At 66.1% G+C, this 13,021-nt stretch carries 15 protein-coding genes; 6 read left to right on the forward strand and 9 right to left on the reverse strand.

Going from position 1 to position 13,021, the window contains the following annotated elements:
* Window positions 1-131: 131 nt before the first annotated feature.
* From CXQ96_RS17360 to CXQ96_RS17390, 7 genes are all read right to left on the reverse strand, one after another.
* Complete coding sequence (locus tag CXQ96_RS17360; protein ID WP_104119264.1) at window positions 132-878, reverse strand: DUF305 domain-containing protein; 747 nt, start codon at window positions 876-878, stop codon at window positions 132-134.
* A gap of 286 nt (window positions 879-1,164) precedes the next feature.
* Window positions 1,165-2,502 carry an MFS transporter gene (locus CXQ96_RS17365; protein ID WP_104119265.1) on the reverse strand — a complete coding sequence of 446 codons (1,338 nt, stop codon included), beginning with the start codon at window positions 2,500-2,502 and terminating at the stop codon, window positions 1,165-1,167.
* A 111-nt stretch (window positions 2,503-2,613) separates the two neighbouring features.
* Window positions 2,614-4,026: a rhodanese-like domain-containing protein gene (locus tag CXQ96_RS17370; protein WP_104119266.1), complete on the reverse strand. Its 1,413-nt coding sequence runs from the start codon at window positions 4,024-4,026 to the stop codon at window positions 2,614-2,616.
* A gap of 252 nt (window positions 4,027-4,278) precedes the next feature.
* Window positions 4,279-4,650, reverse strand: coding sequence for a thioredoxin (gene trxA, locus CXQ96_RS17375; protein ID WP_104119267.1), 372 nt, complete (start codon window positions 4,648-4,650; stop codon window positions 4,279-4,281).
* 57 nt (window positions 4,651-4,707) lie between these two features.
* Entirely contained in the window at window positions 4,708-5,004 is a 297-nt protein-coding gene (locus CXQ96_RS17380; protein ID WP_104119268.1) for a rhodanese-like domain-containing protein, read from the reverse strand.
* A gap of 62 nt (window positions 5,005-5,066) precedes the next feature.
* Window positions 5,067-6,011: a sulfite exporter TauE/SafE family protein gene (locus tag CXQ96_RS17385; RefSeq protein ID WP_104119270.1), complete on the reverse strand. Its 945-nt coding sequence runs from the start codon at window positions 6,009-6,011 to the stop codon at window positions 5,067-5,069.
* Window positions 6,008-6,724: a rhodanese-like domain-containing protein gene (locus CXQ96_RS17390; RefSeq protein WP_104119272.1), complete on the reverse strand. Its 717-nt coding sequence runs from the start codon at window positions 6,722-6,724 to the stop codon at window positions 6,008-6,010. The genes CXQ96_RS17385 and CXQ96_RS17390 overlap by 4 nt, the downstream gene beginning before the upstream one ends.
* Window positions 6,725-6,847: 123 nt before the next feature.
* On the opposite strand from CXQ96_RS17390, the gene CXQ96_RS17395 reads away from it, so the two are divergent.
* From CXQ96_RS17395 to CXQ96_RS17410, 4 genes are all read left to right on the forward strand, one after another.
* Entirely contained in the window at window positions 6,848-7,105 is a 258-nt protein-coding gene (locus CXQ96_RS17395; protein ID WP_104119273.1) for a metal-sensitive transcriptional regulator, read from the forward strand.
* Between the two features lie 74 nt (window positions 7,106-7,179).
* Window positions 7,180-7,614, forward strand: coding sequence for a DUF302 domain-containing protein (locus tag CXQ96_RS17400; RefSeq protein ID WP_104119274.1), 435 nt, complete (start codon window positions 7,180-7,182; stop codon window positions 7,612-7,614).
* 160 nt (window positions 7,615-7,774) lie between these two features.
* Entirely contained in the window at window positions 7,775-8,494 is a 720-nt protein-coding gene (locus CXQ96_RS17405; RefSeq protein ID WP_104119275.1) for a VIT family protein, read from the forward strand.
* A 222-nt stretch (window positions 8,495-8,716) separates the two neighbouring features.
* Window positions 8,717-9,127: a hypothetical protein gene (locus tag CXQ96_RS17410; RefSeq protein ID WP_104119276.1), complete on the forward strand. Its 411-nt coding sequence runs from the start codon at window positions 8,717-8,719 to the stop codon at window positions 9,125-9,127.
* 47 nt (window positions 9,128-9,174) lie between these two features.
* Here the strand turns inward: CXQ96_RS17410 and CXQ96_RS17415 are convergent, their stop codons facing one another.
* Window positions 9,175-9,399, reverse strand: coding sequence for a hypothetical protein (locus tag CXQ96_RS17415; protein WP_104119278.1), 225 nt, complete (start codon window positions 9,397-9,399; stop codon window positions 9,175-9,177).
* A 435-nt stretch (window positions 9,400-9,834) separates the two neighbouring features.
* Between CXQ96_RS17415 and CXQ96_RS17420 the strand changes: the two genes are divergently transcribed.
* Complete coding sequence (locus CXQ96_RS17420) at window positions 9,835-10,779, forward strand: oxygenase MpaB family protein (RefSeq protein WP_258059184.1); 945 nt, start codon at window positions 9,835-9,837, stop codon at window positions 10,777-10,779.
* 125 nt (window positions 10,780-10,904) lie between these two features.
* On the opposite strand, the gene CXQ96_RS17425 is transcribed toward CXQ96_RS17420, so the two are convergent.
* Window positions 10,905-11,189 (reverse strand): hypothetical protein, encoded by a 285-nt coding sequence (locus tag CXQ96_RS17425; protein ID WP_104119279.1) that lies wholly within the window; start codon window positions 11,187-11,189, stop codon window positions 10,905-10,907.
* A gap of 362 nt (window positions 11,190-11,551) precedes the next feature.
* On the opposite strand from CXQ96_RS17425, the gene CXQ96_RS17430 reads away from it, so the two are divergent.
* The gene (locus tag CXQ96_RS17430; RefSeq protein ID WP_104119281.1) at window positions 11,552-12,652 is read left to right on the forward strand and encodes a DUF4192 domain-containing protein; all 1,101 of its coding nucleotides are present in this window, start codon (window positions 11,552-11,554) and stop codon (window positions 12,650-12,652) included.
* The last annotated feature ends 369 nt before the right edge of the window (window positions 12,653-13,021 follow it).

Genomic DNA, 13,021 nt, shown 5'->3' on the forward strand with positions numbered 1-13,021 from the left:
GCAGGACGCCGCCGCCTACGACGTGGGCGCCGGCGGCGAGGGCGAGCATGACCGCAGTGACACCTGCGGCCCGCAGGTAACGCAACGGCGAAGAACCGCCCACGCTCATCCTCCTGTCAGGGGGACCTCGGTCATTGTCTGGCGGTCAGCATGTCTTCCATTGCTTCGATGTCAGCTTGCTGAGCGATGACCTGTTTCTGCGCGAAACTCCTGACCGTGTCCGTGGATGCTTCGGCAAGGGCGGCTTGCGCCATCAACACCCCGCCGCGGTGGTGGGCGATCATCAGGGTGAGAAACAACCGGTCGCCCTCGATACCCGTCAGTGACCGGAGCCTCGCCAAGTCCTCCTCGGACGCCAACCCCGGCATGCCTGCACCCATGACGGCGCCCGCACCGGCATCTGTTGCCGCACCTGCAGTCCCATCAGTAGCACCGCCGGTGTCGCTCATCCCCGCATGAGCGTCCCCGTGCCCCGAGTCCGGATCCTTGCTCGGATCCGCTGCCGTGTCCATGTCCATGTCCATCCAGGCCATGGGTGCCAGGCCGGAAGATTGGGACAGACCCCAGTTCTCGAGCCACGTGGACATGTGGCCGATCTGGGCCTGCTGCGCTGTAGCCATGTCATAGGCGATCGCTTTCACGTCCGGGTCGTCCGAGCGATCCCAGGCGATCATCGACATCTCGACGGCCTGCGTGTGATGCACCTGCATGTCCCGCGAGAACCCAGCGTCAGCGCTGGCCTCATCCGGAACGGTGGCCGAGCCTGCCGCCGGCACCGCTCCCTGCACGCCAAACAATGCGACACCGCCAAGGACCAGAGCCACGACGAAACCTACGAGCAGCACCCTGACCTGAGCAGGAGATAGAACCGAGAACATGACACAGCCTAGGAAGGAGATGAGGGAGAAAAGGAAAGGTTTTAGCGCACACCATCGTATCGGCGCCTTGACCGCCGTGCTCGGCGGTTACCCGATCAGGGCGTCATCATCGTGGTCCTTGCCACGATCGGCGTCGTCACCGCAACACGCACCCACACCACCGCTCCATCGCAGACATAAGGTGTCATCACCAAGGTCACCTGGACAGGATGACCCAGCGAAAGCCTCGAACGAAGCACCCATGAGCACTCGAGTCCGGCGCAGTGCTGTGTCGTGTCTGACGGGTTTACCTTGATAGATGGTCGTCGCCGCGCATGCGGACGGCAACGATGATGCCGGAGGCTGCGGTGAGGACGGCGACGGTGGTGATGGCTGCGGGGATCCCGTACCGGTCCGCGAGGAGTCCGGCCAGGAGTGCTCCGATGGCGAACCCGCCGTCGCGCCATAGCCGGTAGATTCCGACGGAGCGGGCCCGCCATAGGGGGTGTGCGACGTCCCCGATTGCGGCCAGCAGGGCGGGGTAGACCATGGCTGTTCCGAGTCCCAGGAGGATCGCGGCGAACAGCCAGGGCCCGAACGTGTGGGCTGCGGCGACTGTTGCGAGTCCTGCGGCTTGGACGAGCATGCCGGCGACGATGAGCCATTTGCGACCCCACTTATCGGAAGCGGCCCCGGTGATGAGTTGTCCTGCGCCCCAGACCGCGGGATAGACGGCGGCAAGGATTCCTACCTGGTTCAGGCTCAGCCCGGAGCCGATGAACAGGACGGGGAAGAGGCCCCAGGCGAGGCCGTCGTTGAGGTTGTTGACCAACCCGGCCTGACTCGCCGCGGAGAGTGAGCGGTCCTTGAAGCTGGTGAGCGCAAAGACCTGTCTTGTGGTGAGGTCGGCGTGCGCACTGCCGCCTACACCGCCGCGTGTATTGCCGCGTGCGTCGATATAGGTGGCGCCATGCTGAGAAGCTTCAAGTTTCGCGTGGTGGTGGGTTTCGCGGACGAAGAGGACGGACAGTCCCAGTCCGAGGGCGATGTAGGCGGCGCCGAGGAGGAACGGGCCGGGCCGCAGCCCGTGTTCGGCGGCGATGTAGCCGGTCGCCAGGGCTGTGATGGAGACTCCGAGGTAGCCGGCTGCTTCGTTCAGTCCCATGGCGAGGCCGCGTTGCTTCGGGCCGACGAGGTCCATTTTCATGATGACCGCTGTGGACCAGGTCAGGCCCTGGCTGACGCCCAGGAACACGTTCGCGGCCACGATCCATGCCCAGGACGGTCCGAAGATGAGCATCAGCGGAACGGGGATTGCGACGAGCCAGCCCGCGACCAGGACGGGTTTGCGGCCGTATCGGTCCGAGAGGGTGCCGGCGAAGTAGTTCATCGCGGCCTTGGAGAGACCGAAAGCGATGATGTACGTCAGCGCGCTCGTGTACTGGTCCAGGTGGAATGTCCGGGAGGCAAGAAGGGGCAGGACAGTGCGTTCCTGGCCCAGCGTCCCGCCGACCAGGGCGTTGACTGCCACGAGCAGCATGAACTGCGCCAGGTTCTGCCGCAGTCCGAGTACTGCGCCCCGCGAACCTGATGGGTAGCGCGCGTGATAGCCCGGGTCATGGCGGGGGTGTGTGTTGCCCGGCATGCGTCATGCTCCGTTCAGGTGATGGGCGTGAAAGAGCCCGGGCGCACGTGGGGGCGGGCCCGGGCTCAGTGCCCGGAGCCGGTGGAGGCCGGCCCCGGGCGGTCTAGGGGGTTACTTTCCGGAGGAGGCGTCCTGGTAGGACTGCTGGTAGGCGTTCCAGGCGCTGTAGCTGCCGTCGAGTTCGACGATGTCGTAGCCTGCCCGGCGCAGGGCGCTGGCAGCGACGGAGTTCCGGAGTCCGCTCTGGCAGTAGGTGACGATCGTTCCGTCGGTGGGGAGTTCGTCCAGGTGCCACATGACCCGTCCGCCGTTGAGCTGGTGGGCTCCGGGGACGTGTCCGGCGCTGTGTTCGGTGCGGTTGCGGACGTCGAGGATCATCGCCGCGTCGACCTCTGCGAGGTCTTCGGGCTGCACGAGGGCGGGTGTGGTGGTGGGTAGTCCGTCGATGCTGGTGACGTACCCGGCGACCTTGTCGATGCCGACGCGGACGAGGTGGTCCCAGATCTCCTGTGCGTGGTCCTGGCTGGCGGCGAGCAGGACGAGCGGGTTCTTGTCCGTCTCGGGGTTCACGACCCACGCCCCGTAGGTCGCGATCGCGGCACTGGCCGGGATGTTCAGGGAGCGAGTCACCGTCCCGGTGTGGACCTCGTTCGCGGAGCGGGTGTCGATGAACGTCATCGTGTCCGCAGCGATGCCAGCGGCGACCTGGTCCTTGTCCAGTTCGGTCAGCGGTGCACGCTCACCGATGACGGCCGGTCCCTGCCGGTTCTCGCGCTTCATGCGTCCGAAGTAGGCGTGGGCGTCGGGCTGGCCGTCGAGGAGTTCGTCGATGAAACCCTGCTCGTCATTCGCGGCGAGGTAGGGGCCCCACCAGGAGTAGAGGCGCTCGTACCCGACGGTGGTGGACGGGATCGCGCCGAGGGCTTTGCCGCAGGCGCTGCCGGCGCCGTGGGCGGGGTGGACCTGGACGTGGTCGGGCAGAGTCAGGAACTTCTCCTGCAGGCTCTTGAACAGCTGCTTCGCGCCCTCGAAGCGGGTGTCGACGCCGCCTGCGGCTTCGTCGAGGAGGTCGGGGCGGCCGAGGTCGCCGGAGAACACGAAGTCACCCGAGAGCAGGTAGCCGGGCTGATCGCTGAACGCGCCGTCGGTGACGAGGAAGGACAGGTGCTCGGGGGTGTGTCCAGGGGTGTGGACGGCCTGGATGCTGATGTTGCCGACGGTGATCTTGTCGCCGTCGAAGAGGCGCTTGCCCTCGAACTCGTACTGCCAGTCCTCTCCGCCTTCACCGGAGACGTAGATCTCCGCCCCGGTCGCCGCGGCGAGTTCGCGGGTGCCCGAGAGATAGTCGGCGTGGATGTGGGTCTCGGTGACGGCGACGATCTTCATGTTGTTCTTCGCCGCGAGGTCCTGGTAGACCGCGATGTCGCGGCGGCCGTCGACCACGACAGCGGTGCCGTTGGCCTGGCAGCCGATGAGGTAGCTGGCCTGGGCGAGGTCTTCGTCGTAAATCCGTTCAATCAGCATCTGGTGCTCCTTCAGTTCGCGATTTCTGATACCCCCTGGGGTATCGCTCTGGTAACTAGCGTAATACCCCTAGGGGTATACCGCAAGGCGGGAGATGCCTGCGGGGAAGGGTGCTGGGAGGAGGGTGCGTGACCGGGCCCGGGACGGGCCGGGTCCGGTCACGCACCCGGCTTATGGGGTCCGTCGCCGGGCCAGAGTTCGGCCAGGCTGTCGGCTGTGATTGTGCGCAACGGCCCGGGCGGGAGGTCCCTGTCAGGCGTTGTGTGGTGTGGCATCCGCGCGGAGTCTGTCCAGGTCCAGGTTTTTCACGGACTGAACGAGTTCTTCCAGTCCCGCGGCGTTCAGGGCTCCGGGCTGGGAAAAGACCAGGGTCTTGTTCTTGAAGGCCATCAGGGTGGGGATGGAGGTGATGTTCGCGGCGGCGGCGAGGGCCTGCTCGGCTTCGGTGTCCACCTTGGCGAAGACGACATCCGGGTGCTTTTCGGCGGCGGCATCGTAGGTGGGGGCGAACATGCGGCAGGGCCCGCACCATGCTGCCCAGAAGTCGACGAACACGATGTCGTTGCTCTCCAGGGTCTGCGCGAAGCTCTGTTCCGTGACGTCGATCGTGGTCGTGGTTGTCATGGTCGTGTTCTGTCCTTTCCGGGTTCTTCTGGGTTGGGGCGTGGTCGTACGGCTGGTTCAGGTAGTGGGCAGACCCGCACGGGTCCAGGCGGTCATGCCACCGGCCATGGTGTCGGCGCTGAAACCGGTGCTGTTGAGGGCGTCCGCGACGCGGGCTGAGCGATTACCGCTGCGGCACACGGCGATGATCGGGACGGCGGGATCCAGTTCGGACAGGCGTGCCTGCAGGTCTCCCATCGGGATGTGCAGGGCGCCGGGGATCATGCCTTCGGCGACTTCGAAGTCCTCACGGACGTCGAGGATCTGCGCTGACGGGCGGCGGGTATTGGTGTCATTGATCGTGATCTCTGCCATGGAGAGGTCCTTTCTGGGTGGGGTGGGGTCGAACGCTGTGGGTGAGGTGGTGTTGGGATGGATCAGGCGGGTGTGGGTGTGTTGCGGCGCCGACCCCGCCGGCCCTGATCGGCTTGATCGTTACCGGTGCGGTGGCGGTTGCGGGTGTTCAGGGGGCATGCCGGGATGATGAACCGGCAGGCCATGAGAGCGGCGAGGGCGACGCCTGCGACGATTGCGGCGAGGACGAGGCGGCTGTCCGCGGGTGCCTGCTGGATGAGGACGAACGCGCCCATGACCAGGACGAACCAGCCGAAACCCTTGCGCAGGGCAGCTTCGGGGATCCTGCCGGCGAGCTGGGCGCCGATCAGGGAGCCGACGATCGCAGCAGCGGTCACGGCCAGGGTCAGCGGCCAGTTGATCTCGACGGTGGTGAGGTACCCGGCGAGGCCCGCGAAGGACTTCATGGAGATCACGACCAGCGACGTGCCGACGGCCACCGACATCGGCAGTCCACCGAGCAAAGCCAGGGCGGGAACGACGAGGAACCCGCCGCCGGCCCCGACGAGACCCGTGACCAGGCCGACGACCACGCCGTCGAGGATGACCCGCTTCAGTGGCAGCTCACGCTTCACACCTTCAGATGGGGTAGAGCTGGCGGTTTTTTTGCGGCCGCGGATCATCGCGATCGAGGTGGCGACCATCATGAGGGCGAACGCGACGAGCAGGATCTGGCCGGGGATGTACCCGCCGAGCAGCCCGCCGATGAACGCGCCGACCATGCCGGCGGCGCCGAAGATCAGGCCGGTCCGCCACATCACCCGCCCGTTCCGGGCATGGCTGATGACGCTGATCGCCGAGGTAACACCGACGACGAACAGGGACGCCGCGATCGCTTCCTTGGCCTCGAACCCGGCCACGTACACCAGGATCGGGACGGTCAGGATCGACCCGCCACCACCCAGGACACCCAGGGACAGGCCGATCAGGATCGACAGGGCCAGAACGAGGATCAGGGTCACACTCACGCCACACCAGCTCCTTCACTCGCCGTGACGTCAGCCGTGTTCGCGGCCTGAGAGTTCCGGGCTGTGGTGGTGGGGAGGGTGTGGATCGCGGATTCGCGGGTGGGTTCCTGGGCTGCCTTGTTCCACGGCATCGCGGACAGGGCCTTACCCATGGCGCAGGTGTTGGTCGCCGCGGAGAACGTGAGCCCGGTACCGATCACACCGGCAATGGTGCGGACCTTGGGGGAGACGAATCGTCCACCGGCCAGGCCTGCAATGACGAGGGACCCGGCGACCATGCGGACCTGCCGCTCAAGATCCCAGCGGGACTTGCCGCGCACGACGTCGCCGCCGGCTGCGGCATACCCGGGTACCCCGCCGGTCAACACGTGGGCGGTACTGATGCCCGAGGCGGCCAAGCGCTGGCGGGCCTGCTCCGCACGCACACCGGACTGGCAGGCCAGGACGACCCGGGAGCCCAGGCGGGATGCGACTTCATCGGTGTGCTCGGACAGAAGCGGCAACGGCACGTTGTAGGAGCCCGGGATGTGCATGGACTCGAACTCGGCCGCGGACCGCACGTCAATCACCACGAGATCCTGCTGCCCGCTCTCACCGTTCTGGCCGTCGAGCCAGGAGCGCAGTTCCTCGGGTGCCAGCGCCGTAATGGCAGGGGCAGCAGGGGACGCGGGAGTGGTGATGGTGGCGGGAGCGGTGGCAGTGGGGGTGTTCATGGGAACCTTCCGGTCGGTGCTGAAGTGGATACCCCCAGGAGTATTCCGTATACCCCCGGGGGTAGTCAAAATACGGGTGGGGGTATAAGATGGGGAAAGTAGATACGACTTTTGGAGAACACCATGCAGCTGGACCCGACCGAACTGACCCCCGTCATCAACCGCATGAAGCGAGCACAAGGCCAGTTGGCCGCAGTGGTCCGCATGCTCGAGGAAGGCCAGGACTGCAAGAACGTCGTCACGCAGCTCTCCGCGGTCTCTAAAGCACTCGACCGGGCCGGCTTCGCGATCATCGCCAGCGGCCTCGAGCAGTGCATCGTCCAGAAGGACGCCAGCCTGGACAAGAAGGAACTCGAGAAGCTGTTTCTGACCCTCGCTTGATCCTCGCTTGACCCTCGCTTGACCCTCGCGATAAATCCATGCGGCGGGCGGGCATATCGCGTAAAGGAAATTCGATGAATTACACCCACTCGATTACTGTTCCGCTGTCCTGGGAGGACGCAGTGCAGGGCACGCGTGAAGCCCTTGCCGCGCAGGGCTTCGGGATCCTCACCGAGATCGACGTCCGATCCACCTTCACCACGAAGCTCGGTGCTGATGCCGGGGACGCGGTGGGGGATTACGTCATCCTTGGCGCATGCAACCCGACCCTGGCCAGCAAGGCGCTGGCTGCCGAGCCGTCCCTGGGGGCGCTGCTGCCCTGCAACGTCATCGTCCGCCGCAGCGCCGACGCGCAGGTGACGACGATCGAAGCGATTGATCCGCTGACGATGCTGGACCTCAGCGACAGCTCAGCAGTCCGCGACGTCGCCCAGGACGCGGACGCCCGCCTGCGCTACGCCCTCACCAACCTCGCGGGGCAGGGGACGACTCCCGTACCGGGCAGCTAGGAACACAGGCAGCTATCAGCGGGGACTCGGAAGGGATCGAGCGGACAGGTGTAATCCGGTCTCGTCGTCCTGAAGGGACGAAAGGGGTCGGGCGTTTGGCTGGGGTAGGCAAGCCATTCCTGCGTGGTACGGACGCTGTTGAGGTGGTTGACTGCTCGCCATGACCGACGCCGAGCAGACGCGCATCGAGCCGCACGACACCGGGATCGCCGCGCGGCTGAATTGGTTGCGTGCTGCCGTTCTCGGTGCCAACGACGGTATCGTATCGACCGCCGCCACCGTGATCGGCGTGGCAGGAGTGACGAACACCCTCACACCGATCCTGGTCGCCGGCACAGCTACCGTCGTCGGTGGCTCCGTGTCGATGGCACTGGGCGAATACGTATCGGTCAGCAGTCAGCGCGACAGCCAGGAAGCGCTCATCGACAAGGAGCGCCAGGAACTCGCTGAGGACGCCGCAGGCGAACTCGCGGAACTCGCCGGGCTGTATGAGGAGAAGGGGTTGTCCCCGGAAACCGCACAGCAGGTCGCCAAGGAACTCACCGCGCATGACGCCCTCGCCGCCCACCTTTCCGCCGAACTGAATATTGACGAGCTCGAGGTGGCGAACCCCTGGCACGCCGCCCTCGCATCCGCGGCTGCCTTCGCCGCAGGAGCTGTCCTGCCACTGTTGGCCATCCTGCTCTTCCCCGCCGAGATCAGGATCCCTGCCACCTTCATCGCCGTCCTGATCGCCCTGGCCATCACCGGGGCCCTCAGCGCCCACGCGGGCGGGAGCTCCCGACGCAGGGCCGTCATCCGCCTCGTCCTGGGTGGAGCGCTGGCCATGGGATTCACCTACCTCGTCGGCAGCCTCCTGGGAGCCACTGGCATCGCCTGACAAGGGGCGACTCCACCTGCCCTGATCTGAGGCAGCACCATCGGCGGATCCGCCGTGTCCTTCCCCCGGGTTGACCCTGATATACCGGCTCATCCGACCAGCACGTCATCTGACCGGTAGTAGCTGCGCCAACTTTCAGAGTGACTTATTCTGAGTGCACTGGTCTCAAACCCTTGTCGTGCCGACTTCATGGTCGGGTATCTCCACGAAGGAGTGCTTGTAATGGATCAGTTCACCGTGCATCGGGAAGCCAACGTGTTGTTCCTGCGATGGGCGCCGGGGGCGCACATCACCTACCTCGTAGCGGTCGAAGCCGCACGGGCCCTCAGACACATCAGCGACGGGGAGACGTTGCCGCTGGTCGTCTCCATGGCCGGCATCGACGGGTTGGCATTGAAGGCCCGCATGGGAATGAACACGTACCCCGGGTTCAGCGTTGTCGCACTGATCGGTGACAGCCCGGTCGATGAGGTCCTTTCCGGCTTCTCCCACCAGTCCCTCACCGACACCCGTTACTTCATCAGCGAAGAAGCCGCCCTGGCATGGCTTCAGACGAGAACCGAAACGGACACCGCACCGGCAAGACGCACGGGAATGGCACCGACGAATGAGAACGAGGAATCCGCAGCCTGAAAGGACGGCAGGCCAGCTCAAGGATCAGTGAGCGACAGAAGAGATCGCTACTGACGGCCAGTGAGCAGTTCGTGCACGCTTTCCATGAGTAGCATGCGCTCCAAATCCGGTAGCGGCATCAGCCCATACAAGAAGCCTTCCACGTCAATCTCGTCGAGCCTGCCGGTTAGACCGATGTACTGCACCCATACATCCCACGGATCAATGCCCTGATCCTGGAGTGTCTGCAGAATGCTCCTGCTGTGACCCTCAAAGCGAGGCTCGCCCTCCACCGTCAATCCCTACCTGTCAGTACCTCGGTTTTCTGGTCTAATTCCAGCGTAAAAGCGGCAGCGGGGCACCGGGCGTCTGTTTATAGGTTGTGCAGAAAAGAAATCCCGCCTACCGCCAACCAGTGGTCCCGCACCCCTCCATCAGCGGTACGGCTTCGCGTAGGAGAAGGGGTAGTAGCTTACCCACAGGTGGTGCGGCGTCGGCCGCGCCCGGCCCGCCGAGCTGCGCAAAACTCTCCTCGAGCACGGATGAAACGAAGCGATCATCCGACCCCTGCTCACCGGCATCGACCCCGAAGCACCAACGCTCTTCTGACCATGGAAGGCCCCACTTGACCATCGCCTATCAGGCCCATGTCAGGGGCGTGTTCTACGCTCCGTAGTGGAGTCCTGTCCGGGTGTCCGTCGTACCCGACCTACCGTCGTTGGAGCATCATGTCTGTGAGCTCGATCCCGCGTCCCGCCGAGTTGGCTCATCGCGTCCGCCGCGCCTTCCGTGCCCGGGTCTCCGGTGACCCTACCGGGGCACCGGACTGGGTACGCGACATCGCCCTGGTCGGGGAGGGCCCAGGGTTGTTTGAACCCGACGGCGTCGTCTGGCAGGTCCACGGTGGCCTCTCGACTTTGGTCGGCGGGGTCGCGGCCCTCCTCGGACAGGGTGCACACCCGCTGGCGATGGCCGGGGTTGCACGGCACTCCTCCTACCGCAGTGATCCCTGGGCCCGCCTCGCCGGGACTGCGCGCTGGCTCACTATCACCACCTTCGGCTCCACTGAACTCGCCGAGCGGGACTCGTCACGTGTCCGCCGCATGCACGGGCGGGTCAATGGCACCACCGATGACGGCCGCGCCTACTCCGCCTCCGACCCCGCCCTGCTGCGCTGGGTGCATCTGGCCTTCACCGATGCCTTCCTCGGAGCCCACGAGGCCGTCGGTTACGACCTGGCCCCGCGGTTCGGCCGCAACTGGGCCGACACCTACGTCGCCGACTGGTCCCGCAGCGCCCGGACCCTCGGAGCCGAGGACCTCCCGGTCAGCCGCCGGGAACTCGCCGAGGCGCTGCGCGCGCTCGAGCCCGACCTCGAACCCGTCCCCGCCGAGCTGCTGACCTTCCTCTCCGCCCCGGACGGGCTCAACCGCGCGGAACGCATCTTCTACAGCGGCATCGCCAGCGCCGGCGCGCTGGTCATCTCCCCGTCCGTGGCCCCCCTCGCCGGGGTGCCCGGCCGCGCTGACCGCTCGCTCGCGAACCGCCTCCGGTTGCAGCGCACCCGCGTGCAGCTGCGGACCTTCCAGCTGGCCCTCGGGCCTCATAGCCCCTCCGTGGATGCGGCGCGCTACCGGCTCGGCCTCGCCGGCCCCCCTGACTGGCTCAACTAAGCCCCGGTCGCAATCAGCCCGTCGAGCTGCGCACAGCCCTCCTCGAGCACGGGTGGAATGAACCGATCATCCGACCCTTACTCACCGGCACCGACCCCGAAGCTCCAACCCTCTTCTAAGCGGGTCTAGGCGGGTCCGTCGACCGGGCCTCCGTAGGAGTAGGCGATCCACGGTCCGGTCCCGACGTCGGGAGTGTGCTGCATCATGCTGGTGTTGGTGACCTGGTAGTCCGCCGGAGCCCGCCGGTACATGACCTTCACCGGGTCGATATCCCGGTCGGTGGTGCCGTCCTCCCATAGGACGTCATAGCGAAATGTGCGCACGCGGCGGCGAAGCCACCTCGAGGTCCTGTAGTACGCCGTCGCACGGAACGCGAACGGGATGGGTCCCTTGGGTGGCACGGGGTTCATCGCTTGAGCCTACCGAGCGTTCTCGATCTCTGAGCGGTCCTGCGCTTCGCTGCGGCCTGTCACGGCCAGGCTGCTCCTTCGTCGCATCCCGTCCGGGTCTTTTTTGCTGCTGTCCTACGGATTGTGCGTCCCCGCTCCACACCGTCAATCGCTGCGCGACGGGGCCGGCCACAAACCTCTACGGCGCTCCTGCGTCGCTTATTTCCTTCGAGGCCTCTGGCAGGCCCTGCCCTTCGGGTTGACAGTGCTCCGTCGGGAACGAGCGAACGAGTTCGCCAGCAGGCAAAAAACAACGGGGAAAGGGTCCGCTGCTGGTCACTACAGGGCCTCGACTCCACCACCGCAACGAAGGAGCAACAACCATGAACGAGAACACCCAGCACAACGCCACCGTCACCGCTTCGACGGCCGCTGACCTGCTCGCCTACGTCCCGACCGTGCTCGGCTTCCAGCCGCGCGAGTCCTTCGTGGTCATCACCATGCGCGGCAAGATGGCGGGCGCGACCCTTCGGACCGACGCCCCCCGCGAAGGGGTCCGCCCCGTCGACTATGCGCGGACCGTCATGGAGCACCTGCTCGCGGACACCGCCGCCGACGGCGCCCTGCTGATCGCCTACACGAACGAGGTAGCCGACGCCGCCCTGTCGGGCGAGAACGAGCACGCGAAGCCCTACATGGACTACGCGAAGGCCATCGAGACCGAAATGGAGCGGGCCGGATGGTCCCTGCGGAACGGGTGGCTGGTCACCGACAAGGGATACACAACCTACTTCTGCGAGGACGCCGGATGCTGCGCACTGAACCCGCTGGAGGAGGTCCGCGACAGCACGGTGAACGCGGAAATGGTCTACCGCGGATACAGCACGCGCCCGAGCGTGGAAGCCATGGCCGCAGACCCGGCATTCATCGGATCGGGGAACGCTCACGCGTTGATCAGTGACGCGACCTACTGGATCAACAGGCTCGGCGCCCCGGATGATCTGGAGTTCGACCACCAGAAGATGCGCGACGCCCGCGCCGAGTGGAACGAAGCACTGGGGGAGGACGTCGACGAGGCGGCCGCGTGCGAGCTGGCCGCATACCTGCACATCAAGTCCATCCGGGACCGCCTGATGGCCGACGCGATCAGCGCGGCCGACGACGAGCTGACGTTCGGGAAGATCCTCACCGGCCGGTACGAGGGGCGGCCGGACTGGTCCCGCGTGGACGCGACCGAGGACCTGCTGATCAAGGTCCTCGCGTACACGCCGATCGAGGACCGCGCCCCGCTGTTCTGCTTCCTCGGATGGCTGTGCTGGTACCGGGGATCATCGTCGGTAGCCATCGCCTACTTCACGAAAGCCGTGGACGTCGACGGGCAGCACCGACTGTCCCGCCTGCTGCGCGAAATGGTCGGCCGCAGCTACGTCGCACTGCCCGCGCAAAGCGAGGCCACCGCGTACCCGCAGGGTAGGCGCCACTAGCCAGGCACCCGGTAACGGGGCCAGCTAGCCCACAGGCCGAGGGCCGGACACCCACCCCCACGGGAGTCCGGCCCTCTCTGGCATCCCCAGATCGACCAGGTCGCCTGAGTGCGCGGGCGGCGGCCTCCGCCGCCAGCACTGAGGAGAATAGACGCATGGCAGGAGACGGTATTCCTGACTTGGCCGCCGGCTGACGGCCAGCAGTAGCTGGTCCGGTCCACGGGGAGATCTGTCGGTGTTCCGTCTCCTGCCGCTTACCGTGGGCGACCGGGCCGGACGGGGTCGTGACTTGATAGCGCCTCTGTGTGTCAAGCGGCGGCCTTTTCGGCTTGGTGGTGGTCGTGCAGGATCTGTCGGTAGAGGACGTTG

Origin of the sequence: Arthrobacter sp. B1805, assembly GCF_002929745.1 — a bacterium.
In the GTDB taxonomy this organism is placed as follows: Bacteria; Actinomycetota; Actinomycetes; order Actinomycetales; family Micrococcaceae; genus Arthrobacter_D.

Coding starts and splice junctions, on each gene's coding strand:
- CXQ96_RS17360 (WP_104119264.1), bottom strand. CDS start 878: ATGTTCTCGGTTCTATCTCCTGCTCAGGTCAGGGTGCTGCTCGTAGGT.
- CXQ96_RS17365 (WP_104119265.1), bottom strand. CDS start 2,502: ATGCCGGGCAACACACACCCCCGCCATGACCCGGGCTATCACGCGCGC.
- CXQ96_RS17370 (WP_104119266.1), bottom strand. CDS start 4,026: ATGCTGATTGAACGGATTTACGACGAAGACCTCGCCCAGGCCAGCTAC.
- trxA (WP_104119267.1), bottom strand. CDS start 4,650: ATGACAACCACGACCACGATCGACGTCACGGAACAGAGCTTCGCGCAG.
- CXQ96_RS17380 (WP_104119268.1), bottom strand. CDS start 5,004: ATGGCAGAGATCACGATCAATGACACCAATACCCGCCGCCCGTCAGCG.
- CXQ96_RS17390 (WP_104119272.1), bottom strand. CDS start 6,724: ATGAACACCCCCACTGCCACCGCTCCCGCCACCATCACCACTCCCGCG.
- CXQ96_RS17395 (WP_104119273.1), top strand. CDS start 6,848: ATGCAGCTGGACCCGACCGAACTGACCCCCGTCATCAACCGCATGAAG.
- CXQ96_RS17400 (WP_104119274.1), top strand. CDS start 7,180: ATGAATTACACCCACTCGATTACTGTTCCGCTGTCCTGGGAGGACGCA.
- CXQ96_RS17405 (WP_104119275.1), top strand. CDS start 7,775: ATGACCGACGCCGAGCAGACGCGCATCGAGCCGCACGACACCGGGATC.
- CXQ96_RS17410 (WP_104119276.1), top strand. CDS start 8,717: ATGGATCAGTTCACCGTGCATCGGGAAGCCAACGTGTTGTTCCTGCGA.
- CXQ96_RS17420 (WP_258059184.1), top strand. CDS start 9,835: ATGTCTGTGAGCTCGATCCCGCGTCCCGCCGAGTTGGCTCATCGCGTC.
- CXQ96_RS17425 (WP_104119279.1), bottom strand. CDS start 11,189: ATGAACCCCGTGCCACCCAAGGGACCCATCCCGTTCGCGTTCCGTGCG.
- CXQ96_RS17430 (WP_104119281.1), top strand. CDS start 11,552: ATGAACGAGAACACCCAGCACAACGCCACCGTCACCGCTTCGACGGCC.